The organism is Aurantimonas aggregata (genome assembly GCF_010500835.1).
GTDB classification, from domain to species: domain Bacteria; phylum Pseudomonadota; class Alphaproteobacteria; order Rhizobiales; family Rhizobiaceae; genus Aurantimonas; species Aurantimonas aggregata.
The window spans coordinates 434,936-460,356 of record NZ_JAAAMJ010000001.1 but is presented as its reverse complement, the minus strand read 5'-3'; the positions used below and the strand labels follow the sequence as shown (position 1 = coordinate 460,356).

The following is a 25,421-nucleotide window of genomic DNA, read 5'->3' as shown; positions in this document are numbered from 1 at the left end:
GGGTTCCGGCTGGCATCGGCCGGCGCGACGACCGACCAATTCTGTGCTACCTGCGCGCCATGATCCGCCGATAAGGACCCTCATGCCCGCCGAACTCTCCGTCAATCTCAATGCCGTCGCGATGCTGCGCAATCGCCGCGACCTGCCCTGGCCGAGCGTCGTCGACATGGGGCGCATCGCGCTCCGGGCCGGCGCCCACGGCCTCACCGTGCATCCGCGACCCGACCAGCGCCATATCCGCTTTGACGACCTGCCGGCGCTGCGCCAGCTGATCGACGAGGAGTTTCCGCAGGCCGAGTTCAACATCGAGGGCTATCCCACCGAAGCGTTCCTCCGGCTGGTCGCCGCGTCGCGGCCGGAGCAGGTGACGCTGGTGCCGGACGCCCCCGCGCAGCCGACGTCGGACCATGGCTGGGATTTCGTCGCCGATCAGGACATGCTGAAGACGGTCGTGGCCCAGCTGAAAGCGCAGGGCGCCCGCGTATCGCTGTTCGCGGACGCCGAGCCATCGGTGATGCCGGCGGCTGCCGCGACCGGTGCCGAGCGCATCGAGCTCTACACGGGCCCTTACGGCGCAACCTTCGAAGATCCGGCCGCCGCCGTCGCCGAGGTCGAGCGCCTCGGCCAGACCGCCGACGCGGCGCGTGCGGCGGGGCTTGGCGTCAATGCCGGCCACGATCTCACCGTGGCGAACTTGCCGGCGCTGGTTGCCCGCATTCCCGATCTCGCGGAAGTCTCGATCGGCCACGGCCTGACAGCCGACGCACTGGAATACGGTATGGCCGAGACGGTGCGGCGGTTCCGCATGGCGCTGGGACAACAGGCAGGGTAGCCGCGACCGCCGCAGTTTCCCGTTGGCATTGCCGGAAAGAGCGCCCGGCGGCACACGCGGCGCGATCTCGTCCACCGTCGGCGAGCAGGGGCCGGTCAGCATGCAGGCGACGCTGCCGCACTTCCGCGCGGCCGGACGCCGGAAACGGCGGGGTTAACGACCAGACACAGAAATCATTAGGATTTTTCCGGTAAATCCAGCGGACATGAGGTCTCTGAAGCGTTCTGTGCCTGTCATCGCCCTGTGTGCCGTGTTCCTGGCACTCGCCGGTTGTGCGTCGAAGCCCAGCCAGATCAACAATGTCTGCGCGGTCTTCGCGCAGAAGAACGGCTGGATCGGCAATTGGCACAGCGCGGCGCAGAGCGCCGAGCGCAAATACGGCGTGCCGGTGCCCGTGCTGATGGCGACGATCCGCATCGAATCGGGGTTCGAACAGAAGGCGCGCCCGCCACGCCGCAAGCTGTTGGGCTTCATTCCGTGGAAACGGGCCTCGACGGCCTATGGCTATTCGCAGGCGCTGGACGGGACCTGGGACGAATACCGCGACGCCACCGGCAGCCGCTTGGCACGCCGCACGAGCTTCGCGGACGCTGTCGAGTTCGTTGGCTGGTATCACCGCCGCAGCCATGACCAGAACGGCATCGCGCTGAACGACGCCTACAACCTCTATCTCTCCTATTATGCCGGTCACGCCGGTTACCGGCGCGGCGTCTGGCGCAATAATTCCGGCATGCAGGCGGCCGCGCGGCGCGCCGCCGACATGGCCCGGAGCTACGATCAGCAACTGCAGGGCTGCAACCTCTAGCCACTTTCCCCTTCTGCCCCGCCATCTCGCCTCTTGCGGGGGCGACGCGGATCGACTAGAAGCCGAACCGTAACGTACGGTACGGACGAGCCAGCACGCATGAACGCCCTCGAGCAGCAGGAAGAAGAGTTCTCCACCCGCCAGGGCGAGGTCCTCGACGCCGTGCTGTCGCTGCTGGTCGAAGGCCGCGAGGCGCTGACCATGTCGGCGGTGGCGCGACGGGCGAGCTGCTCGAAGGAGACGCTGTACAAATGGTTCGGCGACCGTGACGGGCTTTTGACCGCGACCGTCCGGTGGCAGGCCTCGAAAGTGCGGGCGGGCAACTGGGACCGGCAGAAGCTCGATGCCTCGTCGCTGGAGGAAAGCCTTCGCGCCTTCTGGGCCAACTGGCTGAGCGTGATCGCGAGCCGGACGTCCATCGCGCTCAACCGGGTGGCGGTAAGCCAGGCGGGCACGGCCAAGAGCAATCTCGGCGCCATCGTGCTGGCCAATGGACGCTTCGCCATCGGGGAACGGCTCAAGCCGCTTCTCGAGGCGGGCAGGGAAGCCGGCCTGCTCGACTTCGACGACGCGGAAGAGGCCTTCCGCACCTATTTCGGCCTGGTCGGCCGCGACCTGCAGATCCGTCTTCTTCTGGGTGATCGCGTCGAACTGACCGAGGCCGAGCGGACGCGCGAGGCAGCACGCGCCACCAAGCAGTTCTTCGCGCTCCACGGGGCGCGAGCTTCTCAAACCTGACTTCAAAACGGAAGGAACCACCCATGCGCGTCTATTACGATCGTGATGCCGATCTCAACCTCATCAAGTCCAAGAAGGTCGCGATCATCGGCTATGGCAGCCAGGGCCGCGCCCATGCGCTGAACCTGAAGGATTCGGGCGTCACCGAACTGGTCGTCGCGCTGCGCGAAGGCTCGGCCACCGCCAAGAAGGTCGAGGCCGATGGCCTCAAGGTCATGTCGGTCGCCGAGGCGGCCAAATGGGCCGACCTGATGATGATGGCGACCCCGGACGAGCTCCAGGCCGACATCTGGAAGCAGGACATCGAGGGCAATATACGCGACGGCGCCGCCATCGCCTTTGCGCACGGCCTGAACGTCCATTTCAACCTGATCGAGCCGAAGAAGACCATTGACGTCGTGATGATCGCGCCGAAGGGTCCGGGCCATACCGTGCGCAGCGAATTCCAGCGCGGCGGCGGCGTGCCCTGCCTCGTCGCCATCGACCAGGACGCTTCCGGCAACGCGCTGGATCTGGCGCTGTCCTACGCTAGCGGCGTCGGCGGCGGCCGTTCGGGCGTCATCGAGACGACGTTCAAGGAAGAGTGCGAGACGGATCTCTTCGGCGAGCAGGTGGTGCTTTGCGGCGGCTTGGTCGAGCTCATCCGCGCCGGCTTCGAGACCCTCGTCGAGGGCGGCTACGCCCCGGAAATGGCCTATTTCGAGTGCCTGCACGAGGTCAAGCTGATCGTCGACCTGATCTACGAAGGCGGCATCGCCAACATGAACTACTCGATCTCCAACACCGCCGAGTGGGGCGAGTACGTCACCGGCCCGCGCATCATCACCGCCGAGACCAAGGCCGAGATGAAGCGCGTCCTGCACGACATCCAGACCGGCAAGTTCACCTCGGACTGGATGATGGAGAACAAGGCCGGCCAGTCGCGCTTCAAGGGCATCCGCCGGATGAACGACGGCCATCAGATCGAGGAAGTCGGCGAGAAGCTGCGCGGCATGATGCCGTGGATCAAGTCCAACGCCCTCGTCGACAAGGAGCGCAACTGACCGGATCGCATCCGCCCGCGATCTGATCCACGGGTCTCTTCCTTGCCCGTCCTCGCGGCTTCGCCGCTGCGGGCGGGCGGGGGATCAAGTCCAAAGCCCTCGTCGACAAGGAGCGCAACTGACCGGATCGCATCTGCCGGCGATCTGATCCACGGGTCTCTTCCTCGCCCGTCCTCGCGGCTTCGCCGCTGCGGGCGGGCGGGGGATCAAGTCCAAAGCCCTCGTCGACAAGGAGCGCAACTGACCGGATCGCATCCGCCCGCGATCTGATCCACGGGTCTCTTCCTTGCCCGTCCTCGCGGCTTCGCCGCTGCGGGCGGGCGGGGATCAAATCAAGCGTCCTCGTGGACAGGGAGCGAGCCTGACTGAATCGCATCCAACGGCGATCTCAGTCGCTGAACGAAGGCGGCGGCCGGCCTTAGATGGCCGCCGCCTCGTTGCCGGCCTATCGAAGTTTCCACTCCGCCTTCAGCATTCGCAAAGGTTTCGTTGCGATGATCGCGCGTGCGAAACCTCACGGAGGCCATCATGGGAGCGCTTCCCGAGCTCGAGCCGGACGGATCGGAACGCCGTGTCGCGCCGCGCATGCGGACGCTGAAGCGGGCGAAGATCATCTTCAACGGCGGTTTCTCGACCTTCGACTGCATCCTGCGCAACATCTCCGCCACCGGCGCGCTGCTGACCATCGACGAGGCGGCGCATCTGCCGAAGGAGTTCCAGATCCGCATCGGGGAGGAGCGCGACGAGCGCCCGGCCAAGCTGGTCTATCGGCGCGGCATGTTCGCCGGCATCCGATTCCTCGACATCGCCGCCGAGGCGGACGAGGAGCGCAGCCCGCCGGTGCGCCACGACGCCGGTGATTCGACCGATCGCGGTATCCGGCGGATCGAGCCGGAGAACTTGCCCCGCTCGCTCGTCCGGCTGATGCCCTGGACGCTCCGCTGACGGCAGGAGAGACAAATACCGGCCGCGATTTGCGATGGATCGGATTAGGGGTGGACAGCTTTGCCCCTTCCGACTATATCGCCGCTACCGAGCGCTTCGGCGCCGTGGGTGATTAGCTCAGTTGGTAGAGCAGCTGACTCTTAATCAGCGGGTCGTAGGTTCGAACCCTACATCACCCACCAAATTTTCTGCAAAGATTGCAAGACATACGTCGGATAGGCTTCTCGGGGCCGGAGACCCTCGGCCCCCAGTTTGTCGTTTCGGTTGCTTTACGTCCGACTCTGGCCCAACCCGACAATGACGCAGTTGGCCTCATTACACCGAAAAGCCATATCATGCCGGGAGTCGACCTGGAAAGCGGAGCGTGCACCGCTGCCAGCAATGCGGTCTTGGAGCGCATAATGGCGGTGGCATTCAAAAGCGCATCGCTCCTGGTTGAAGGGAGCGCTGAGCAGCCGGTCTCGTTTCGACCCACTGAGGACCTTCGCAGGCTGGCGCGGGATGCTCGAACGCTGCCATTCGCGGCGGGAGCGATCGACGACGATTGGCTTTAGAAGTTTACGCGCGCCCCGGAGGCTGTGCTTGGCAGTTAGGGGCGGCGGCCGAAGCCATCGGATGAATGGGATGCCGTGGACGTAGGCTGCCGACAGATCAGTACCGCTGAAGCATGCGGGGCGGCGAAGACCGGCTGACCTGTGCTTGAGACGTTACCGCCAACCGGCCTCCACCGTCAGAGACGCGTGAAACACAGGCTCGCCCTCCTCATCTCGCACCATGATCTTCAGCACGTGACGGTCTCCGGGCATGGCTAGATCCGCAGCCAAGCCTGGAAGAGCATCAATGGCGGTCTCTCGCACGGCATCCCTTGTCTCGCACTCGATTCCCTCCTCGTCGGGAGCGAGGGCTCCATCCTCGTCGATGTCGAAATAGAAGCGGGGCAAAAGGTACCTCGGCGCACAGTTGATCAGAAGACGCATCAGCGCCGCGTTCGATCCGTGCAACCTTGGAGAAGTTATTGGCTGACTAGCGGCGGGAGATCGGGTCGGGGTGCAGGTATGCGAACCTTTGCTGAGAACATGCCGAGGAACTGGCAGCGGCGGTTCGGGCCGCGGTCCTCGGGATATAGGCCCTCTCGTCCGCTTAGACGCTGGCACCTTCGAGAGGAGTTTGATCCTGCAACTGCCGCATTGGCGTCCCTATCTGCTCGTCCCCATGCAGATAGGATAGGTTGAAGCCAGCCTCGGCGCAGAGGCCTCGCCAGTCGTGCACCGAAAGCAGGTTCTGGCCGAGAGTGATCAGCTTCCTTCGACGCAGATCCTGTAGCGCCCGATTCACATAAACGACCGTCAACCCCGTCGCGTCGGCCAGTTGCTCTTGCGTCAGGGGGAAGGTGCAGGTCGCTTCGTCGGCGAAATCCATCGATTGCTGGTATGCGAATATCTCGCACAACAGGTGGGCGACCCTCTGGTACCCCGGACGCTGCCCGACATTCATCACCCACTCCCGCGCGATGGCGGCGTCGGCGAGGCTCCTGGCCAGGAACGCCCGGGAGATTGCCGGACGCCTTTCCATGAGATCGAGCACCTCGTCCTTGCGTGCCACGGCGACGGCGCAGTCGGTTGCCGTCTCGATGGAATGGTCCGGATCGTCGAAGAAGTGCGAGGACAGGTCGCAGATATGGCCGGGCATGAGAATGCCGACGATCTGCCTGCTTCCGTCCCTGGTCGCCTTGTGCCGGAGAGCCAGACCGCTCTCAAGGATACTTACGAGGTCGGAACGCTCGCCCTCCCGCCGAAGGAAGGCGTGCTTTCCGACAACTATCGCTCGGGAAAAGACGTCGAACAGCGCCTCCAGATCTTCGTCCGAGATTGGCAGCGCCAGCCGGACGGGACCACGAGGAAAGTTCAACATTAAGCTACCTCCAACAACGAGCGTGAGGTGATTATTAAGTCCCTAAGCCGCGGAAATGAAATAGCTTTACGGGCAAGCGTCCGATATCGAACATTTCCAGCGCGGCGGTTGTAACGCATGGTCATGTTGATTAGTTTCGTATGATCGCGTGCAGGTTTAACCGGGCGCTCGCGACCGTGAGTCCGTCATGCTCCCGCCCCAGTCGGAGGCGGCATGATGCTCGATTTCTCTTTTCAGAATTGCAAGAACACGCTGCTCCGTTCCCTGCCGGAGGATGACTTCAGTCTCCTCGCCGAGTGCCTTGAACGGTTTGAATTCGCTCAGCGCGATGTCCTGTTTCGTCCGGGTGAGTCCGTCGAGAGCATCGTGTTTCCCGAGAGCGGCATCTTTTCGCTGGTGATCCACGGCTCCGATGAGCGAGGGATCGAGGCGGGGCTTTTCGGGCGGGATGGCATGAGCGACGGCTGGATCGGGGCTGGGATCGACAGCGTGCCGCTGGAGTGCTTCGTCCAGGTTGCGGGAACTGGCCTGCGGATGAAGTCCACCGATCTCGCGAGGCTCGCGGAGGAGAGGCCGGCGATTCTCCGGATGCTGTTCCGCTGGGTTCACATGCTCGGTCTCCAGACCGCGCAGACGGCCCTCGCCAACGGCAACTACAATGTCGAGGAACGCCTCGCCCGCTGGCTGCTGATGTGCCAGGACCGCCTCGGCAGGAACGAGATCCAGCTAACGCACGATTTTCTGAGTGTGATGCTTGCCGTTCGGCGTTCAACCGTGACGCTCGCAATTCACCTGCTGGAGGGCTCGCGGCTCATCTCCGCGAAGCGTGGCAACATCACGATCCTGGACCGGGAGGCTCTAATGGGGATCGCCGATGGGAGCTACGGCGCGGTGGAGGCGGAATACGAGCGATACATCGGTCCGTTGCGTTAACGCGCCTGAGCCGGCGTTCGCGGGATCGGGAAGGCGAGCTAAGCGCCGAGACCTTCGCTGGTGACCTGCAACGCAGCCGAAAAGGTCAGGGTGAGAACGGTGTTCTTGGACTCATCCGTCACGCTCAGCAGCCATGCCGCGTGGTCCTTCTTGTCCAAAAGGTTACCCCGCACCCTTTCGGTCAGGAACGCGACTGCTTCTCCCCGAACACCCGCCATGTCCGAATGCTCGGAGCCGACGTTGTCCGGCAGGTCAACGCCATCATGGAGATTGAAGAAAAATCGGGCCAAGGGGCTCTCCTGCACGTTCGGCAAGAGTAATCAGCTCTCAGCCGCCCGCGCCGGAAACCAAAAGCGGGCGATGACCGGAAATGGGGCTTCAAAGTGACTGGAGCAAGGCGAGAACGCTAGTCCGGCGGCGCATCTTCAAGCCCACCCCTATTTGACCTCCAGCAAGCCTTGCAGCGCGGCTACGACCTCATCGTGCAGATAAGGCTTGTCGAAGAACCGGGCGTTCGGGGGAAGCATGCCCACTCCCGGCCGTATCCGGCCCGACATGACGATAACCGCAGCTTCAGGGCATCGTTCATGGACGATCTGGGCGAGCCCTAATCCATCCGGCGTCCCGGGCATTTCGATGTCGGTAAGCAGGGCCGTCAGATCTTCGTCCTTTTCCAAGGCGTACAGGCCCGCGGCCCCCGTTGCGGCCTCGATCACCCTAAATCCCGCTTCCTCCAAAGCATCCACCAACCCCATGCGGATCATGGGATCGTCCTCGACTACGAGAACGAAGGGGCTGCGACCGGAAAACATGAGCAGTTTTGTCCTATTTCTGTACCAAGTCCCGGCCAACTGGTTTTGATCCCGAATCAAAAAGAAATAAGTCGCTTATGGGTGGGGAAACTGGGGGTGGGAGACTGCTCGGGGGCAGTTGAAGGCGCAGACCATGGCTTCTAAGCGCGCCGAGGCGGAACTAGGTGCTGTTGGCGCTGAGCAGCAAACGCTCAGCCGATCTGGCGACCGCTTTCGCGTTGATGATGGCTATGGCAGCATTCTGGTGCCTTCTCGACCGAGCGCACCGACCGCTTTCCATCTGTGGACGCCCCCTTGGGCGCAAGTGGTTTCTGTTGGGTTGGCACGATGTCGGATGCTGCCATCTGTCCGGCCTCTGATGCAGCGTGTCGCTGCGGGCCCGTATGGGAGTTCGCAGACCGGAACCAAAACACCCAGAGCGTGCTCGATGGCACGGTGGAAAGCACTGGTTCTTCCGGCCCCGTCTCGCCGACTGTTGTGCCATACTCTCCTTCGACCGACCTCGCGTCCCGACGGCCTCTGACGACGACCCCGGCTTACGCCGCGACCGCCATCGGAGATCGATAAGTTCCGCCCTTCGCCAGAAGGGCCCAGACGATACGCGCCATCTTGTTGGCCAGCGCCACCGTCACCAGCATCCGCGGCTTGCGCGCCAGCATCTGTTCCAGCCACGATCCCTTCGCGGTCCCGCGCCGCGTGGCCTGGATGATCACGGCGCTAGCCCCGATGATCAGAAGGCGCCGCAGCGTTCGCTCGCCCATCTTAGAGGTCGCGCCGAGCTTCTGCTTGCCGCCTGTCGAGTGCTGCGACGGCGTCAGTCCGAGCCAGGCAGCGAAGTCGCGCCCCTTGGCGAACGTCTCGGCTGCTGGTGCCATGGCCAGCAGCGCCGTCGCGGTGATCGGCCCGATCCCGGGAATGGTCATCAACCGCCGCGCCGTCTCCTGCTCGCGGGCGCGCTGGGCGATCTCCTTGTCGAGAGCAATGATGCGCTCGTCAAGATCGGCGAGGAGGTCGAGCATAACGCGGAACATTGAGACTGCTGCCGGCGGCAGGGAGGCCCCCAGCTCGTCGTCGAGCAGATCACTCAGCATCGAGACGTAGGCAGGCCCCTTCGGCGCAACCCAGCCATACTCGGTCAGGTGACCGCGAATGGCATTGATGAGCTGGGTGCGCTGGCGAACGAGGAGGTCCCTGGTCCGGAACACGAGCGCCGATGCCTGCTGCTCCTCGCTCTTAACGGCCACGAAGCGCATGGTTGGTCGCTGCGCCGCCTCGCAGATCGCCTCGGCATCCACCGCGTCGTTCTTGTGCCGCTTCACGAACGGCTTCACGTAGGCAGGCGGGATCAGTCGAACCTCATGGCCCAGCGCCGTCAGCTCGCGAGCCAATGGTGGGCCCCGCCGCACGCCTCCAGCGCCACGATGCAGCGTGGCTGCGCGGCAAAGAAGGCCAGCAGCTTTGCCCGCGTCAGGCGCTTGGAGAACACGCCGCGGCCGCGCTCGTCGGCGCCATGGGCGTGGAACACGGTCTTCGCGATATCCAGGCCGATCGTGGTAACCTCGGACACGGACGCCTCCTGTGAATGGTCGAAACACCCCATTCTGGCACAACGATGCCGTCGGGGGCGTCCACCCCATCACCCAGGTCTGACATCATCGCTGCTGTCGGACGACGCCAAAATGCGACCCGCAGCTCGGCTACGAGGAGAGAACGTCTGGCCCGGAACGTCCGACATTCGGGTATGTGGCGTGGTTTGCAATGTGCTCGCAAGCTATTGAAATGATTTCGTCTGGAAAAGCCCGGTTTGGGAAAATCAATAGTGATTTCAAAGGCTACAGGGGCCTCTTAATCATCGGGTCGTAGGTTAGAACCCTACATCACCCACCAAATTTTCCTTTGACCACAGACGCTTACGACGAAGTCCGGTGACCTGAGGTCAGCGACCTGCCACTATAGGTCAGCTGCGGGTCACCACAAAGGTAGTTTGCGCGCTTCCCGGCCCGCCAGTGACGCGCCAGCTTCCTTGGCGGACGCGAGGGCCGATCGCCGTGACCGTATCTGGGGCATTGCGGTTCCTCGCGGGGTATACCAAAATTGCCTGGAAAATCCAAGGCCATTGGAACCCGAGGGACTGTGATGAGTCCGGAGCTTCTGACCATCGCGACCGCGCTAGGGTTGTATGCGGCGGTCGTCGTCAGCCCGGGGCCGAACTTCGCGCTCATCTCGAGGCTCGCGATCTCGGGAGCGCGGCCCACGGCCGTCGGAGCCACCTTCGGCCTCGCCATCGCCGCGACTATCTACGCGGTTGCTTGGATCCTGCCCGCTCTCGGTTCGCGGGGATTCATCGATCGGCGAGGTCGGCATCGCTGACGCGCGGGCAGGCCTTGATGGGCTGGTCGCTGTCGGGCTGGCAGGCAGGAATGCCGCAAGCGGGAACCCCGGATCGGCGGGTGCCAAGGTTGAACCCCATTGGCCCGTCCCAGATCGTCCTTTTGCCGCGTGAATGGGACGCCGAGCGCGCCAGACGGCTCCCGCGACGTCGCGGATCGCCCATTCCGGCTCAGCCCGTTCGCCCGCCGGCCGGAGCCGGCGGGCGAACGGGAACGTCAGGAAGCCGCGGCGGCGTCCATCCATTCCTTGTGCCGGGATTCGTCGGCATAGGCCTTCTGGAAGAAGGTCCGGGCTTCCGGCGTCGCAGCATCGTTCTTGGCTGCGTGATCGTAGGCCATCTTGGTCTCGATCTCGTTCGTCGACATCGCCTTCAGGATGGTCTTGTCGCCGACGAGAGAGGCGAGGGCGATCTTGCCGGTGGTGAGATACTGCTTGGCGTCGCCTTCCTGGGGTGCCGCCGTGCCGATGGCGCCGGCCAGTCGGGTCAGTTCCATGACGTGGCTCTCGTGATCAGCCTTGAACTCGGCGATCTTTGCCTTGGAGGCCGGATCGTCCAGCTTCTCGATCGTCGACTCGTAGGCCGCGATCGCGTCGTGTTCGAGGATGAGAAGGTTCTGGACGAGCTTCTCGAAGGTGTTTTCAGTGCCGACTGTGGTGACCATGGGGTCCTCCTTGCCTGTTGATGCACAGGAAAGGGTCCAGCCGTTGTATCCGTTCCCCGGCCGGGCGACGAGATGGCCATGACGGCCGCCTTGTCAGGGAAACGACTGCTACCACTCGACGCCGATCTTGCCGAAATGGCTGGCGCCCTGTTCGTAGCGGAAGGCTTCGGCCAGGTCGGCGAGCGGGAAGCGGCGATCGATCACCGGGCGGACGCCGTTCGCCTCCAGCGCCCGGACGAACGCCTTCTGCTGCCGACGGCTGCCAACGATGAGGCCCTGGATCCGCGCCTGCTTGCCCATCAGCAGGCCGGTCGGCACCTCGCCGGAAAACCCGGTCAGGACGCCGATCAGCGCGATATGGCCGCCGATCCGCACCGCCTCGATCGACTGGGCGAGCGTGCCCGGCCCGCCGACCTCGACGACGTGGTCGACGCCGCGGCCGCCCGTCCAGTCCCGCACGGCGCGGCCCCATTCCGGCTCAGTGCGATAGTTCAGCGTGAAATCGGCGCCGAGGGCGCGCGCCCGCTCGAGCTTATCGTCGGAGGACGAGGTGATGGCGACGGTCGCGCCGAACATCTTGGCGATCTGCAGCGCCCAGATCGAGACCCCGCCGGTGCCGAGCAGCAGCACGGTGTCGCCGGCCTTCAGGCCGCCATCGTCGACCAATGCCCGCCAGGCGGTGACGCCGGCCGTGGTGATCGACGCGGCCTCCACCGCGTCGTAGCCCTTCGGCGCATGGGTGAAGGCGGTCGCGGGCAGCACGACGTGTTCGCGCGCGAAGCCGTCGATGCCGTCGCCGGGGGTGCGTGAGAAGTCCACCACCGCCGGCGCGCCGTCCTGCCAGTCCGGGAAGAAGCAGGAGACGACCATGTCGCCGGCGGTAAATTCGCCGACGCCGGTGCCGACGCTCTCGACGATGCCCGCGCCGTCGGCGAGGAGGACGCGCCCGTCCTCGGTCGTCATCTGTCCACTCGCGACCGCCAGGTCATGGTAGTTGAGCGAGCCGCCATGCAGCGCGACGCGGATTTCGCCGGGACCCGGCTGCCCCGGATCGACGCGGTCCTCGCTGCGGATTCGATCGACGCCACCGGGTGCCTGCAACGCCATCGTCTTCATCAGTCGTACTCCAATGCGCATCGGCGCCCGTGGGCGCCGTCAAACGCGACAGATATGCGATTCCGCCGAGACGTCTACGAGCCGGGAGGCTACGGGCTGTTCACCGGGTCTGCAGAAGAGTGTGCCGTCGCGTCGATCCAGACGCGCTGGTTCAAGCGACGGCGGCGCGGCGCTCCCGCAGCAGCGTGGCGATCGCCATGCCCGCCAGCATGGCCGGCAGGAAGATCAGCGTGCCGGGGGCGCCGAGGGCGAGCGAAGTCCAGGCCGGGCCTGGGCAGAAGCCGCCAATGCCCCAGCCAATGCCGAAGATCGCGGCGCCGACGAGGAGGTCGCGGTCGATGTCCTGGCGTGTCGGGATCTGGAATTCGGCGAGGATCAGCGGACGCTGCAGGCGCGACAGAACCACGCGGTAGCCGATGAAGGTCGTTACCGCCGCGCCGCCCATGACGAAGGCGAGGCTGGGGTCCCAGCGGCCGAATATGTCGAGAAAGTTGAGGACCTTTGCCGGGTCGGACATGCCGGCGACGACGAGGCCGACACCGAACAGCAGGCCGGCAAGGAAGCCGAGGAGAGGGCGCATCAGGGGCTCCTTCAGACGAGGTGGCGGAGGACGAAAACCGTCGCCGCGGCAAAGATCATGAAGGTGACGACCGAGGCGAGCGAGCGGGTCGACAGCCGCGCCAGTCCGCAGACGCCGTGGCCGCTGGTGCAGCCGGATCCGGTGATGGTGCCGAAGCCGACGAGCAGCCCGGCAATCGCCATCGCGACGAGATTGCCCGGGACGGTCTGCTGCACGGGCTCGCCGGTGACGGAGAGGATGAGCAGCGGCGCGGCCACGAGGCCGCCAACGAAGGCGATGCGCCACGACCAGTTGTCACGGCGTCCCGGAACGGCGCCGGTGGTGATGCCGGAAATGCCGGCGATGCGCCCGAACAGCGCCATCACCAGGACGGCCGACAGGCCGAGGAGGATGCCGCCGGCGAGCGAGGCGAAAGGCGTGAAGGGGGTGATGGTGTCGAGCGGCATGGGACAACTCCGAAGAGCGGGCGGAAACGGCTTTCAGCCGAGCAGCGTCTGACCGCTGCGGAACAGCATGTAGAGGGCGACGGCGACGATCAGGCCGGCGAAGGCGACGTTGAGGGCGCTCTTGCGGCCGGACAGCCAGCGGGCGATGAACGCGCCGGCCACCCCGCCGGCGAGGCCGCCGGCGACGAAGACCAGCGCGAGCGGCCAGTCGACCAGGCCGGACAGCGCGTAGTTGGCCGAGGTGGTCAGGCCGAAGGCGGTGATGGCGACGAGCGACGAGCCGATCGCGGTCAGCATCGGCATGCCGGTCGAAGCGATGAGGCCCGGCACGACGAGGAAGCCGCCGCCGATCCCGAAGAAACCGGAGAAGATGCCGGTGGCGCCGCCGTAGCCGAGCACCTTCGGGCCGTTACGGCGATTGCATTCGGCCGCGGGATCGCCGATGCGGCCGCGTTCGCGGAACATCAGGACGGCGACGCCGATCATCAGGATGGCGAACAGGAACAGCAGATGCTGCCCGTCGACCGCCTTGCCGACGGTCGAGCCGAGGACAGCGCCGAGGATGCCGGCGCCGCTGAAGAGGAGGGCGCAGCGCCACTTCACGTTGCCGAGCCGTGCATGGGTGACGAGGTTGCCGGCGGCATTGGCGGCGACGGCGAAGGCGCTGGTGCCGATCGCCATGTGGGGGCTGGGCACCCCGACGAGATAGACCATCAGCGGCACGGCGAGGATCGAGCCACCGCCGCCGAACAGCCCGAGCGACAGTCCGACCAGCGAGCCCGACAGCGCGCCGAGAAGATATTGTGTCAGGCTGAGGGTCATCGTTGCGAACTCGGGCCGCCATCGGCGGACGCATAGGGGATCAGGAGGCGGCGCGGCGACGCTGGCGTTGACCGTTATTAGTCGACGACCGGCAGGCCGCAGTCCCGCCAGGCCTGGATGCCGCCCTCGATGGGCCTCGCGTCGTAACCCATTTCGATCAGCGTCTTCGCAGCCAGGGCGGCGCGGGCGCCGGAGGCGCAGAGGACATAGACCGGCGTCCTTTCGCCATGAGCCTGCGACAGTTCGGGATGAGCGCTGCCCGCCGTCGGATCGGCGCGTGCTTCCAGGAAGCCGCGCGGCACGTGGACGGCACCGTCGACCTGCCCGGTCTCGGCCAACTCGTGCGCCTCGCGCACGTCGAGAATCAGCGCCTCGGATGCATGCGCCTCGTCCGGCTGGACAACACCGGTCGTCGATCTGGCTTCGGCAACGAAGTCCTTCATGGTCTTGCTCATCGTGGTCTCCTCAGAAGCGGTCGACAGGGATCTTCAGGTAGCGATGGCCGTCGCTTTCGGGCGGCGGCAACCGGCCGCCGCGCAGATTGACCTGCAGCGCCGGCAGGATGCGAGCCGGCAGCTCGAGGGTCGCGTCGCGCGCGTCGCGGATCTGCGTGAACTGGCTTTCGACGCTGCCATCCTTCACGTGGATGTTGTCCCTGCGATGCTCGGCGACGGTCGCCTCCCAGCGAATGTCGTCGCGCCCCTTGGCGCCGTAGTCGTGACCGACGAAAAGTCGCGTCTGCGGCGGCAGCGACAGGATCTCCTGGATCGACTGCCAGAGCACCCTGGACGAGCCACCCGGGAAGTCGGCCCGGCTGGAGCCCATGTCGGGATACATCAGCGTGTCGTGGACGAAGGCCGCGTCGCCGACGACATAGGTGATCGAGCCGAGCGTGTGGCCGGGCGACAGCATGACGCGGACGTCGAGTTCGCCGATCGCGAAACTGGCGCCGTCGTCCCAGAGCACGTCGAAGTCCCGTACCGGATCGAACGCATCGGGCAGATTGTAGAGGCCGCGCCAAAGTTCGGCGATCTCCACCACCTTCTCGCCGATGGCCATCGGGACGCCGAGCTTCTCCTTGAGATAGGCAGCCGCCATCATGTGATCTGCATGCGGATGTGTGTCGAGGATCCACTGGACGGTCAGCCCCTCCCGTTTCACATGCGCCAGGATCTCGTCGGCACTCTCCGTCGAGGTGCGGGCCTCGGCCGGATTGTAGTTCAGGACGACGTCGATCAGCGCCGCCTTGCGGGTCGAAGGATCGGCGCAGACATACTGGATCGAGCCGGAGGCTTCCTCGTAGAAGCCCCAGATATCGGGCGAACCCGCTCCGCGGGACGGGCTGTGGCGGGTCAACATGCGACAACTCCTCTGTTTCGGCTGCAATCGGGTGGAAGCCACTTGGACCGGCTGCCGTCCAGCGCTATATATTTGTTATGACTAAATTAGACAAGTCTAATATTATGCCTGTAGCCATTGCCGGCTCCGACGCGCGTGCACTGGATGCGCGGGCGGGAGAGGTGGCGGACATGCTGGCGCTGATGGCCAACGCCCACCGCCTGCGCATCCTTTGCCGGCTGGCCGAGGGTGAAGCATCCGTCGGAATGCTGATCGAGGAGGTGGGCCTGAGCCAGTCGGCGCTGTCGCAGCACCTGGCGCGGCTGCGGGCCGGCGGCCTCGTCACCACGCGACGGGCAGCGCAGACGATCTTCTATTCCCTCGCCAGTGCCGAGACCCAGGCGATCATGGCCGCCCTCTACGAGGTGTTCTGCGGACCAGAGCGGGCGGCGTCCCTCGAGCGGGAGCAGGCAGGCGGGTGATCGCAGTCTCGTGTCCCGACGTGCGCGTTCGTCGCTGGGTGCTGCGTCCGGCGACGTGGTAGGAACCGCTATTCTCGTCGGCGAAGAGGAAGCCTGATTGACGTCATCCCCACTATGGAAGTCCATCCTCCTGGCAGCGGTCCTGGGCTTCGCCGCGACAGCTGGCCACGCACAGCAGCCGGTCCCCAGCATCGAGACCCAGGTGATGCGCTGCTGGACGGCGCCGTCGGCCCAGGCCGCGACGTCGGTCCGGCCCATCACCTTCACGCTGCACCTCGATCCGGAGGGGAACCTCTTGGAGGCCACCACCGACTATGAACCGGCCAACGCCGTTGAGCGGACGCTGCGCGACGCGGTGGTTCGGACGCTACGGCGCTGCCGGTCGTTGCGCCCGCCCGCGGCGCCCTATGAAGAGTGGCGGGAGACCGAAGTGACGTTCGACCTGGTCAGGGCCACGCGGGCGCCGGGCATCGTGATGCCGGATTGAGCTTTTGCGCGTCAGCGCGCGGTCGGCGTCCGGCAGGTGCTCGCACCGAAGAGCGCATAGGCGGGACAGAAGCGGACCACCGCGGTCACCACCAGGATCAGTGCCACGGCATACGCGACGTAAGACCATGGCGCCGCCAGATAGGCATAGGCCGCGATCGCAGCGACCGCCGCGAGGACGATGCGCACGACGCGATCTTCGGTTCCGACGTTGGCATTGCGGAAAAGGGCCATGTGAGACTCCCAAGGGTTGCCCGTCCAGTGGATTGGTCCGCCGGAAACGGGGGCACGGTGGAAGCATCGTCCAACCCGGGCAAGTCGCATTGATCTCGATCAACGGCGTGACGGCGAAGCGCCCTGGCGGATGGCACCTTGGGCGCACCTGGCGGAAATCCGCCGGGTGCGAAGGTTCGGTGACAGAGTCGCGGCGCGATCAGCGCAGCGAGGTGCCCTACCAGGCGAGGGCCGCGCTGTCGGCACGTGGATCGCCGGCCGCCTGGACGCCGCCATCGGCGCTGCGCACGATCGCGCCGGCGTGGCCCGCCAGATCGCTGTACGGCTCGATCATCTCGATCTCGTGGCCGGCGGCGCGCAGGGCCTCGACCAGGGCCGGATCGAAGCGCGACTCCAGCTTGAGGCTGGTGGTGGAGTCGCCCCAGGTCTTGCCGAGCAGCCAGCGCGGGGCGGTGATCGCCGCCTGCAGGTCCTCGCCGAAGCAGACATGGCGGGTGAATACCGCCGCCTGGGTCTGCGGCTGGCCTTCGCCGCCCATGTTGCCATAGGCCATCACGCGTCCGTCGTTGAGGACGGCGAGCGCCGGGTTCAGCGTGTGGAACGGCCGGCGGCCGGGCGCCAGCTGGTTCGGGCCTGGCTGCAGCGAGAAGCCGGCGCCGCGGTTCTGCAGCATCACGCCGGTGCCGGGATCGGTCACGCCCGATCCGAACTCGAAGAAGACGCTCTGGATGAACGAGACGACGGTGCCGTCCGCGTCGCAGGCGCCCATCCAGATCGTGTCGCCGGGCTTGGCGACATGCGGCCAGGGCAGGGCGGTACGGCGGTCGATGCGGCCGGCGAGATCGTCGAGCAGCGACGCCTCGAGGAGATCCTGCGCCGGCCGGGCCATGGTGTCGGGATCGCCGAGCTCGGCATTGCGCAGGATGAAGGCCTGCTTGGTCGCCTCGACGAGGCCGTGAATGTGATCGAAGCCTTCGCCGGTCTTCACGCCAAGCCGGTCGAACAGAGCCAGGATCATCAGCGAGAAGGCGCCCTGCGTCGGGGCTACCATGTTGTAGAGCGCGCCATGGCTCGTCGTCACATGCAGCGGCACCTCGCGGGTCGCCTGGTAGCTCGCGAAGTCGCTCGCCCGTAGCGGACTTCCCTGGGCCTCGGCGAAGGCGGCGATCGAGGCCGCCGGCGCCCCCTCGTAATAGCTGCGCAGGCCGTTGTCGCGCAGATGCCGGAAGGTCCCGGCCAGCGCCTTCTGCTCCAGCCGTGCGCCGGGCGCCGGTACCTTGCCGCCGTCGAGATAATGTTCGGCAAAGCCCGGCACGTGCTCGAGCTCGGCGAGCTTCGCCGCGGTGATCCGCGACTGGCCGGTGCTGACGGCGATGCCGTTCTCGGCGAAGCCAATGGCGTCTTCCAGCAGGGCGCCGAGCGGCAGGCGGCGGTCGGCCGGCACTTCCTCCAGCGCCAGACGCCAGCTGTCGATCGCGCCGGGGACGGTCAGGGCGGCAAGGCCGCCGCGGCTCGGGATCGCGTTCGGATGGCCGTGCTCGGCATAGAAGCCGGGGGTCGCCAATGCCGCAGCGCGGCCGGCGCCGGAGATCGCTACGGGTGCCTGGCCGGGCCTGGCGATCAGCCAGAAGGCGTCGCCGCCGATGCCGTTCATGTGCGGATAGACGGTGGCGATCGTCGCGGCCGCCGCGACCATCGCCTCTATGGCGGTGCCGCCGGCCTTCATCACGTCGCGTCCCGCCATGGCGGCGAGGCGATGGGGCGCGGTGAAGGCCGCGTTCAGTCCGTAGGCAGTGTGTTGCATGAGATTACCAGCCGATTGCGTCGGGCAGCCAGAGAGCCAGCTGCGGGAAGAGATAGACGAGGAACACCGCGAAAAGCTGAATCACGATGAACGGGACGACGCCCCTGTATATCTCGATCGTTCGCAATTGTGGTGGTGCGACGCCCTTCAGGAAGAACAGCGCCCAGCCGAAGGGCGGCGTCAGGAAGGAGGTCTGCAGGTTGATGGCGACGAGGATCGCGATCCAGGCCATGTCGGCGCCGGCCGCGTGGAAGATCGGCAGGAACAGCGGCAGGGCGATGTAGGAGATCTCTATCCACTCGAGGAAGAAGCCGAGGACGAAGATCAGCGCCAGGAGGAACAGGATCTGGCCGTCGAGCCCGCCCGGTACCATCGCGAAGGCGTCCTGCACCAGCCGCTCGCCGCCGAGGCCGCGAAACGCCAGGCCGAAGGGCTGGGCGAAGATCAGGATAAGGAACACCATGGCGCTGGTGACGAAGGCCGAGCGCGTCACGTCGCGCATCATCGTCAGCGTGAGCCGGCCGGTACCGAGGGCGAGCAGGATCGAGCCGAGCGCCCCCATGGAGGCGGCTTCCGTCGGGGCGGCGACGCCGCCGATGATCGAGCCGAGCACGACGAAGATCAGCGCGATCGGCGGCAGCACCACCTTGACGACCTGGCCGGCGAGTTGCCGCCCGGTCAGCGCCTCGCGCTCGGCGAGCGCGATCGGCGGCATCGACTCGGGCCGCAGCACGCCGAGCACCAGGATGTAGGCGATGAACATCCCCGACAGGATCAGGCTGGGGATCAAGGCCGCGGCAAACAGCGTGCCGACGCTTTCGCCCATGATGTCGGCGAGAAGGATGAGAACCAGGCTCGGCGGGATGATCTGCCCGAGCGTGCCCGAGGCGCAGATGACGCCGGCGGCGACGCCGTGGTCGTAGCCGCGGTTGAGGATCGGCCCGAGCGCGATCAGGCCGAGCGTGACGACTGTCGCGCCGACGACGCCGGAGGCCGCGCCCATCAGGATGCCGACGAGGATGATGGCGAGCGCCATGCCGCCGCGCAGGCCGCCCATGGCAAGGCCGATGACCTCCAGCAATCGCTCGGCGATCCGGCTCTTCTCCAGCATGATGCCCATGAAGATGAACAGCGGCAGTGCCAGCAGCGTGTAGTTGGTGACCGTGCCGTAGATGCGCGCCGGCAGCAGGTTGAACAGCATCGGCCCGAAGCCGATCCAGCCGAAGAACAGGCCGGTCGCGCCGAGGCAGACCGCCACCGGCACGCCGAGCAGCAGCAAAGCGAAGAAGGCGCCGATCATGCCGAGCGCCAGGATTTCCGTGAAGGGCATGGTTTATTCCGGACGCAGGTCTGCGGGAGCGATCAGCCGGGCGATGTTGACGAGCGTCATGCCGGCGGCCTGGATCGCGAGGAGGAGGAAGGCCACGGGCAGCAGCCCCTTCAGCAGATAGCGATGGGTGAGGCCGCCGGGGTCGGGCGAGCCCTCGTTCATAGCATGGCTCTGGATGGCGTAGCGGGTCGCGAACCAGGCGAGCGCCAGGCTGACGACGAGAAGGCCGATCGTGCTGAGCAGGTCGACGATCAGCCGCGTGCGCGGCCCGAAGCGCTCGTACAGCATGTCGACGCGCACTTCGGCGCCCTGGTTGATGCCGTAGGCCATGCCGAACAGCGCGCCGAAGGCCATCAAATGCCATTCAAGCTCCTGCGCGGCGACGCTGCTGAGGCCGAGCAGATACCGACCGAGCACGTTGCCGGCGACCAGCAGCACGAGAAGGACGGCCGACCATGCCGCGACATGGCCGATGACGCGGACCAGGCGCTCGGCCTGGTCCGCGATCTTGATCAGGCTTATCGCCATGGCGTCAGGACTTCAGCCCGAAGAGCGGCTCCTCGGAGCGGCCGGCCCAGGCGTCGTGCTCTGCCTTGAAGGCCATGTAGGAATCGTGGACCTTCTTGAGCGCCGGATCATTCGCAGCGGACTCTGCCAGGACGGTATCGGTCGCCTCGCGCAACGCCGCGATGATGCTGTCGGGCAGCACCTGCGCGGTGACGCCCTCGTTGTCGACGAGATCCTTGAGGGCCTCGGCGTTGACCGCCTCGCACCAGGTGTAGCTCTCGACCGTGCAGGCCTTCGCCGCGACCTCGACGATCGCCTTCAGATCGTCCGGCAGGCTATCCCAGGCGGCCTTGTTGACGAGAAGCTCGGTGACGTTGTTCGGCTCGTGCCAGCCGGTGGTGTAATAGTACTTGGCGGCGTTCTGCAGGCCGAGGCGCCGGTCCTGGTAGGGGCCCACGAATTCGGCGGCGTCGATCACGCCGCGTTCCAGCGCCGGGAAGATCTCGCCTCCCGGCAACAGCCGGACGTCGACGCCGAGCGAGGCGTAGACCTTTCCGGCCAGGCCCGGGATGCGCATCTTCAGGCCCTGCAGGTCCTCGACGGTCTCCAGCGGCTCGCGGAACCAGCCGGTCATCTGCACGCCGGTATTGCCCATCGGCATCGCCTTCAGGCCGATCGGCTCATAAAGCTCGTCCCAGAGGGCCTGGCCGCCGCCATGGTAAATCCAGGCGGTCTGCCCGGCGAAGTTCATGCCGAAGGGCACGGTGGTGAAATACTGCGCTGCCGGAATGCGGCCGGCCCAGAAATAGGCGTTGGCGGCGTTCATCTCGACCGTGCCGCTCTGCACCGCGTCGAAGCCTTCGAGTGCCGGGATCAGCTCACCCGCCGCGAAATGCTGGATGGTCAGGCGGCCGCCGCTCATCGCCGCGACCGTCGCGCAGAAATCGGTCGGGCTGCCGGGGCCTTCGACGTAGAAGGGCGAGCCCGGCCCATAGGCGTTGGTCATCTTCCAGCTGAAGCTCTCCTGAGCCCGCGCGATCGAGGGGGCAGCGAGCGGCAACGTTGCGGCGGCGACGGCGGTACCGGTGATGAACTGACGACGCTTCATGCGTGGCTCCTTTGCGTATGGACGAGATCGGGTCTCGACCAACGATGTGAGCAAGCGGCGTGCCAAGCGGGCGATAGCAGTAACGCCGAGGAAGTGGACGCAGGAGCGGCCGGTGGTCGTATACAATCGTGGCAGACTGACCCGGCCGATGACCACGAAGGATGCAGGTGGTGCTGGCAGCGCCCTTCGGCGCGGTTGAGTGCCGCCTTGCCGCATGGCGAGCAACACCCGGCCGCGAGCCACCGGCGGGAGTCGCCCCAATCAGGCGTACAGTTCCGCCAGCCCCAGCAGCCGGGCATCGTCCCTCGGTCGGCCGATCAGCTGCAGGCCCATCGACCGATTCGACCGGTGGAAGCCGGCGGGCAGGCTGATGACGGGGCAGCCCGACAGCGTTCCCGGCGCAACGACCTCCATCCAGCGATGGTAGCTGTCCATTGCTTGTCCCGCGATGTCGCGCGGCCAGTGCCACTCAGCGTCGAAGGCGAACAGCTGCGCCGAGGGCAGGGCCAGGGCGTCAAACGCCTCGAACAGGCGCAGGCATTCCAGATACCACGCGGTGCGGGTACGCGCGGCAGCGTACAGCGCCTCTACGCCAAGGCGGCGACCGCTCTCGATCTCCCAGCGCATCTCCGGCTTCAGCAGGTCACGTGTCGCAGGGTCGTCGTAAAGCGGGCCGTATTTGCCGGCGATGGAAAATTGCCTGAGCACGACGAAGGCGGACCATAGGCGCTCCCAGTCGAATGCCGGCGTCACCGGTTCGACCGTGCAGCCGGCGTCGGCCAGCCGCGCCAGCGCCCGTTCGCAGACATCGAGTACGCCAGCCTCCATCGGCAGGTGACCGCCGAGATCGCCGAGCCAGGCGATCCGCCCGGGACGGGCATGGACCCCGGGTTCCCAGCTAAGGCCATCCTGCAACGCCAGCGGCGCACGGGGATCGGGCCCGGCCTCTATCGCCAGCAGGCCGGCGAGATCGGCGACGCTTCGGGCCATCGCGCCGTCGGTGGACAGCTGGGAATAGAACAAATCCTCCGAACCGGCATTCGGCACGCGTCCCTGCGAGGGCCGCATGCCGTAGACATTGTTGTAGCCGGCCGGGTTGCGGAGCGAGCCGCCCATGTCGCTGCCATCGGAGACGGGCAGCATCCGCAGCGCCAGGGCGGCCGCAGCGCCGCCGCTGGAGCCGCCGGCGCTGAGGCGCGGGTCGAAGGCGTTGCGGGTGGTGCCGAAGACCGGATTGTAGGTGTGCGAGCCGAGGCCGAACTCGGGGGTGTTGGTCTTGCCGATGATGATGGCGCCGGCCGCGCGGATGCGCTCGACGGTCAGGCTGTCGGCGTCCGGGACGAAGTCGGCATGGATGGGCGAGCCGAAGGTGGTGCGAAGGCCCCTTGTGGCGGCAAGATCCTTGATGGCGATGGGCAGGCCGTGGAGCAGCCCGTCCGGCCCTTGCGCCCGCAGCCGCTCGTCCGCGGCATCGGCTTCGGCGAGGATGGCGTCCCGATTGCGCAGCGACACGATGGCGTTGTGGGCAGGATTGACGCTGTCGATGTGTTCGAGGAACGACGTGGCGATCTCGCGCGAGGAGACCTCGCCCTTGGTCAAGAGGGCAGCCAGTTGCGTCGCCCCGAGCCGGCAGAGCGCCGGGATCGCCACCCCTTGCGGTGCGACCAGTTCGCCAGACGCGTCGAAGGGGGAAGTGACGGGCGCCGTCAGGATCCCATCTCCTTGCCGGTGATCTTCACCAGCAGCCCGGCCATCAGCCGGGAACGCTGGACGAGGCTCTCGACGCTGATGTACTCGCCCAGCGTATGATAGCCGCCGCCGACGAGGCCGAGCCCGTCGAGAGTCGGCAGGCCCATGGCGCCGGTGAAGTTGCCGTCCGAGCCGCCGCCGGAGCTGCCGTGCGAGAGGGTCGTGCCGAGCGTCGCCGAGACTTCCTCGGCGATGGCGTAGAGCCGCATCGTGCCTGGGCCGGGCTCCCAGACCGGGCGGACGACGCCGAGCGTAACGGCAAAGCCGGTGCCGTCTTCCCGGGTTTCGTTGAGCGCCAGCATGCGGTCGGTTCCGCGGTCGAGGTCCTCCTGGCGCTTGGCCATCGAAAGCGCCTCGGCGCGGCAGGTGGTGGAGACGCAGTTGACCCACTGGCCGCCATGCACGACGCCGACGCTGAAGGTGCAGTCCTCGTCGGTCATGTCCTCGATCGCCAGGATCTGGCCGGCCATCTCGCGGATCGCCGAGCGGCCTTCCTTGAGCGACGCGCCGGCGTGGCTGGGACGGCCCGTGGCCGCCAGGTTGAAGCGGGCGATGGCGTAGCGGCCGGTGACGACGCCGTCGCCGTTGATCGCCGGCTCCGGGACCAGGATGACCTTATGTTTCGCGGCCTCCGCCTCGATCAGCGGGCGGGTGCCGGGGCTGCCGATCTCCTCGTCGCAGGTCAGCAGCACCGACACCGGCAGGGATGTCTCGATGCCGGCCTGGATCAGCGCCCGCACCGCCTGCAGCGCGGCGAAGGTGCCGCCCTTCATGTCGAGGATGCCGGGGCCGTAGCAGCGATCGCCGTCGCGCCGGAAGGGCAGCTTCTCCAGCGTTCCGATCGGATGCACCGTGTCCAGATGCGCCATGATCAGGATGCCGGGCTCGCCCTTTCGCGGATGCGGGAAGGCGGCGCGCAGGCAGTCGCCGAGGCCGGCAGGGCCGTCGATGCGCTCGACCGTGGCGCCCATCGCCGTGAGATCCTCGGCGGCCAGCGACATCATCCGGTTGACCGCGGCGACGTCGAAGGTCGGGCTCTCGCATTCGATCCAGCGACGCAGGCCCTCGAGCAACCGGTCGGCGTCGAGGTCGAGTTCGGGCAATGGCGCGTTCATGTCGGTTCCCCCTGTTGTCCTGTCCAAATGCGCGCCGTCGCTCAGGCTGCGCCGAGCCGCCGCTCGACGATCCGCGCCAAGAGGCTGGCGCCGATCGGCAGGATGCCGTCGTCGAGGACGAAGCTCGGATTGTGCAGCGGCACGGTGCCGGCGTGGCCGACCCAGCAATAGGCGCCGGGCACCGCCTGGAGCATGTCGGCGAAATCCTCGCTGCCCATCGTCGGGCGGGGCTCGGTGAGGACGTTCTCGGCGCCAACGATGTCGGTCGCGGCTTCGGTGAAGTAGCCGGTCTCGGCCGGGTGGTTGTCGAGCACCGAGAAGATGTCGCGGATGTCGACGTCGATCTCCACCTCGAAGGAAAGCGCTGCGCCGGCCGCGATCTTGCGTAGGCGGGTGCGGACCATCTCGCCGATGGCGTCGTCGAAGAAGCGGATCGTGCCAGCCAGCGACGCCTCCTCCGGCACGACGTTGTAGGCAGAGCCCGAATGGATCTGGGTGATCGACAGGACGGCCGACTTCGTCGGGTCGGTGTTGCGGCTGACGATGCTCTGCAGCGCCGCGGCGAGGTGCGTTGCGACGACGATCGGATCACGCGACTTGTGCGGCATGGCGCCGTGGCTGCCGGCCCCGGTAATCTTGATGTCGAAGAAGCTGGCGCCGGCCATCCCCTTGCCGGGGAAGATCGAGATCTGGCCGGGTTCGAGGTCGGGGGAGTTGTGCAGGCCGTAGATTTCGTCGCAGGGGAAGCGCTCGAAGAGCTTGTCCGCGAGCATGGCGCGGGCGCCGCCGAGGCCTTCCTCGGCGGGCTGGAAGATCAGCACAGCGGTGCCCGCGAAGTCGCGCGTCTCGGCCAGATAGCGCGCGGCGCCGAGCAGCATCGTGGTGTGGCCGTCATGGCCGCAGCCGTGGAAGCGGCCGGGGATGGTCGAGCGGTAGGGCAGGTTGGAGAGCTCGTCCATCGGCAGCGCGTCCATGTCGGCGCGCAGGCCGATACGGCGGCCGGGCCGCTTGCCCTCGATGATGCCGACGACACCGGTGCCGCCGATGCCGCGATGCACCGTCACGCCCCACTCTTCCAGCTTGGCGGCGACGACGCCCGAGGTGCGCTTCTCCTCGAAGCCGATCTCGGGATGGGCGTGCAGGTCATGGCGGATGGCGACGAGGTCGCCCTTGAAGGTGTCGATGAGTGGCAGGGCGGTCATGGCAAGCTTCCTTGGCAAGAATGGTGGCGG

The 25,421-nt window shown here is 66.5% G+C and carries 27 protein-coding genes, 1 tRNA gene and 1 pseudogene; 9 read left to right on the top strand and 20 right to left on the bottom strand.

The window, feature by feature from the left end:
- Window positions 1-82 precede the first annotated feature (82 nt).
- From GTW51_RS02085 to GTW51_RS02060, 6 genes are all read left to right on the top strand, one after another.
- The gene (locus GTW51_RS02085; protein WP_163042206.1) at window positions 83-832 is read left to right on the top strand and encodes a pyridoxine 5'-phosphate synthase; all 750 of its coding nucleotides are present in this window, start codon (window positions 83-85) and stop codon (window positions 830-832) included.
- Between the two features lie 205 nt (window positions 833-1,037).
- A complete protein-coding gene (locus GTW51_RS02080) occupies window positions 1,038-1,637 on the top strand; it encodes a transglycosylase SLT domain-containing protein (protein ID WP_163042205.1) in 600 nt (199 codons plus the stop codon).
- Between the two features lie 99 nt (window positions 1,638-1,736).
- Window positions 1,737-2,375: a TetR/AcrR family transcriptional regulator gene (locus tag GTW51_RS02075; protein WP_163042204.1), complete on the top strand. Its 639-nt coding sequence runs from the start codon at window positions 1,737-1,739 to the stop codon at window positions 2,373-2,375.
- Between the two features lie 23 nt (window positions 2,376-2,398).
- Window positions 2,399-3,418 (top strand): ketol-acid reductoisomerase, encoded by a 1,020-nt coding sequence (gene ilvC / locus GTW51_RS02070; RefSeq protein ID WP_163042203.1) that lies wholly within the window; start codon window positions 2,399-2,401, stop codon window positions 3,416-3,418.
- Window positions 3,419-3,946: 528 nt separating this feature from the next.
- The gene (locus GTW51_RS02065; protein ID WP_163042202.1) at window positions 3,947-4,363 is read left to right on the top strand and encodes a PilZ domain-containing protein; all 417 of its coding nucleotides are present in this window, start codon (window positions 3,947-3,949) and stop codon (window positions 4,361-4,363) included.
- 106 nt (window positions 4,364-4,469) lie between these two features.
- A tRNA-Lys gene (locus GTW51_RS02060) sits at window positions 4,470-4,545 on the top strand.
- A gap of 525 nt (window positions 4,546-5,070) precedes the next feature.
- On the opposite strand, the gene GTW51_RS02055 is transcribed toward GTW51_RS02060, so the two are convergent.
- Both GTW51_RS02055 and GTW51_RS02050 read right to left on the bottom strand, forming a co-directional pair.
- Window positions 5,071-5,340, bottom strand: a complete 270-nt coding sequence (locus GTW51_RS02055) for a DUF6894 family protein (protein WP_163042201.1) — start codon at window positions 5,338-5,340, stop codon at window positions 5,071-5,073.
- Between the two features lie 163 nt (window positions 5,341-5,503).
- Window positions 5,504-6,274 (bottom strand): Crp/Fnr family transcriptional regulator, encoded by a 771-nt coding sequence (locus tag GTW51_RS02050; RefSeq protein WP_163042200.1) that lies wholly within the window; start codon window positions 6,272-6,274, stop codon window positions 5,504-5,506.
- Between the two features lie 213 nt (window positions 6,275-6,487).
- Between GTW51_RS02050 and GTW51_RS02045 the strand changes: the two genes are divergently transcribed.
- Window positions 6,488-7,207 (top strand): Crp/Fnr family transcriptional regulator, encoded by a 720-nt coding sequence (locus GTW51_RS02045; RefSeq protein WP_246232497.1) that lies wholly within the window; start codon window positions 6,488-6,490, stop codon window positions 7,205-7,207.
- A 38-nt stretch (window positions 7,208-7,245) separates the two neighbouring features.
- Here the strand turns inward: GTW51_RS02045 and GTW51_RS02040 are convergent, their stop codons facing one another.
- The 10 genes and pseudogenes from GTW51_RS02040 to GTW51_RS01995 all read right to left on the bottom strand — a co-directional run bounded on the left by GTW51_RS02040 (window position 7,246) and on the right by GTW51_RS01995 (window position 15,395).
- The gene (locus GTW51_RS02040; RefSeq protein WP_163042199.1) at window positions 7,246-7,497 is read right to left on the bottom strand and encodes a DUF6894 family protein; all 252 of its coding nucleotides are present in this window, start codon (window positions 7,495-7,497) and stop codon (window positions 7,246-7,248) included.
- Between the two features lie 147 nt (window positions 7,498-7,644).
- The gene (locus GTW51_RS02035; protein WP_281354558.1) at window positions 7,645-8,019 is read right to left on the bottom strand and encodes a response regulator; all 375 of its coding nucleotides are present in this window, start codon (window positions 8,017-8,019) and stop codon (window positions 7,645-7,647) included.
- Between the two features lie 536 nt (window positions 8,020-8,555).
- Window positions 8,556-9,586: pseudogene (locus GTW51_RS02030) on the bottom strand (IS110 family RNA-guided transposase).
- A 1,039-nt stretch (window positions 9,587-10,625) separates the two neighbouring features.
- The gene (locus tag GTW51_RS02025) at window positions 10,626-11,072 is read right to left on the bottom strand and encodes a DUF2383 domain-containing protein (protein ID WP_163042197.1); all 447 of its coding nucleotides are present in this window, start codon (window positions 11,070-11,072) and stop codon (window positions 10,626-10,628) included.
- Between the two features lie 108 nt (window positions 11,073-11,180).
- Entirely contained in the window at window positions 11,181-12,188 is a 1,008-nt protein-coding gene (locus GTW51_RS02020; RefSeq protein ID WP_163042196.1) for a zinc-dependent alcohol dehydrogenase family protein, read from the bottom strand.
- A 151-nt stretch (window positions 12,189-12,339) separates the two neighbouring features.
- Window positions 12,340-12,768 (bottom strand): DUF6691 family protein, encoded by a 429-nt coding sequence (locus GTW51_RS02015; protein WP_163042195.1) that lies wholly within the window; start codon window positions 12,766-12,768, stop codon window positions 12,340-12,342.
- An 11-nt stretch (window positions 12,769-12,779) separates the two neighbouring features.
- On the bottom strand, window positions 12,780-13,214 hold the full coding sequence (locus tag GTW51_RS02010) for a YeeE/YedE family protein (RefSeq protein WP_203565838.1): 435 nt from the start codon (window positions 13,212-13,214) through the stop codon (window positions 12,780-12,782).
- A gap of 33 nt (window positions 13,215-13,247) precedes the next feature.
- Complete coding sequence (locus GTW51_RS02005; protein WP_163042194.1) at window positions 13,248-14,036, bottom strand: sulfite exporter TauE/SafE family protein; 789 nt, start codon at window positions 14,034-14,036, stop codon at window positions 13,248-13,250.
- A 77-nt stretch (window positions 14,037-14,113) separates the two neighbouring features.
- Window positions 14,114-14,491 carry a rhodanese-like domain-containing protein gene (locus GTW51_RS02000; RefSeq protein WP_246232495.1) on the bottom strand — a complete coding sequence of 126 codons (378 nt, stop codon included), beginning with the start codon at window positions 14,489-14,491 and terminating at the stop codon, window positions 14,114-14,116.
- 10 nt (window positions 14,492-14,501) lie between these two features.
- Window positions 14,502-15,395, bottom strand: a complete 894-nt coding sequence (locus GTW51_RS01995; RefSeq protein ID WP_163042193.1) for an MBL fold metallo-hydrolase — start codon at window positions 15,393-15,395, stop codon at window positions 14,502-14,504.
- 104 nt (window positions 15,396-15,499) lie between these two features.
- Between GTW51_RS01995 and GTW51_RS01990 the strand changes: the two genes are divergently transcribed.
- A complete protein-coding gene (locus GTW51_RS01990; protein WP_163042192.1) occupies window positions 15,500-15,856 on the top strand; it encodes an ArsR/SmtB family transcription factor in 357 nt (118 codons plus the stop codon).
- 97 nt (window positions 15,857-15,953) lie between these two features.
- The gene (locus GTW51_RS01985; RefSeq protein WP_163042191.1) at window positions 15,954-16,343 is read left to right on the top strand and encodes a hypothetical protein; all 390 of its coding nucleotides are present in this window, start codon (window positions 15,954-15,956) and stop codon (window positions 16,341-16,343) included.
- A gap of 11 nt (window positions 16,344-16,354) precedes the next feature.
- On the opposite strand, the gene GTW51_RS01980 is transcribed toward GTW51_RS01985, so the two are convergent.
- From GTW51_RS01980 to GTW51_RS01945, 8 genes are all read right to left on the bottom strand, one after another.
- On the bottom strand, window positions 16,355-16,576 hold the full coding sequence (locus GTW51_RS01980; protein WP_163042190.1) for a YgaP family membrane protein: 222 nt from the start codon (window positions 16,574-16,576) through the stop codon (window positions 16,355-16,357).
- A gap of 217 nt (window positions 16,577-16,793) precedes the next feature.
- Window positions 16,794-18,380, bottom strand: a complete 1,587-nt coding sequence (locus tag GTW51_RS01975; protein ID WP_163042189.1) for a gamma-glutamyltransferase family protein — start codon at window positions 18,378-18,380, stop codon at window positions 16,794-16,796.
- Window positions 18,381-18,384: 4 nt separating this feature from the next.
- A complete protein-coding gene (locus tag GTW51_RS01970) occupies window positions 18,385-19,710 on the bottom strand; it encodes a TRAP transporter large permease (protein ID WP_163042188.1) in 1,326 nt (441 codons plus the stop codon).
- 3 nt (window positions 19,711-19,713) lie between these two features.
- Window positions 19,714-20,238 carry a TRAP transporter small permease subunit gene (locus tag GTW51_RS01965; protein ID WP_163042187.1) on the bottom strand — a complete coding sequence of 175 codons (525 nt, stop codon included), beginning with the start codon at window positions 20,236-20,238 and terminating at the stop codon, window positions 19,714-19,716.
- A gap of 4 nt (window positions 20,239-20,242) precedes the next feature.
- Window positions 20,243-21,325, bottom strand: coding sequence for a TRAP transporter substrate-binding protein (locus GTW51_RS01960; RefSeq protein WP_163042186.1), 1,083 nt, complete (start codon window positions 21,323-21,325; stop codon window positions 20,243-20,245).
- Window positions 21,326-21,586: 261 nt separating this feature from the next.
- Window positions 21,587-22,975, bottom strand: a complete 1,389-nt coding sequence (locus GTW51_RS01955) for an amidase (RefSeq protein WP_343033870.1) — start codon at window positions 22,973-22,975, stop codon at window positions 21,587-21,589.
- Window positions 22,976-23,031: 56 nt separating this feature from the next.
- Window positions 23,032-24,189 carry a M20/M25/M40 family metallo-hydrolase gene (locus GTW51_RS01950; protein WP_163042185.1) on the bottom strand — a complete coding sequence of 386 codons (1,158 nt, stop codon included), beginning with the start codon at window positions 24,187-24,189 and terminating at the stop codon, window positions 23,032-23,034.
- A gap of 41 nt (window positions 24,190-24,230) precedes the next feature.
- The gene (locus tag GTW51_RS01945; protein ID WP_163042184.1) at window positions 24,231-25,391 is read right to left on the bottom strand and encodes a M20 aminoacylase family protein; all 1,161 of its coding nucleotides are present in this window, start codon (window positions 25,389-25,391) and stop codon (window positions 24,231-24,233) included.
- Window positions 25,392-25,421: the final 30 nt, after the last annotated feature.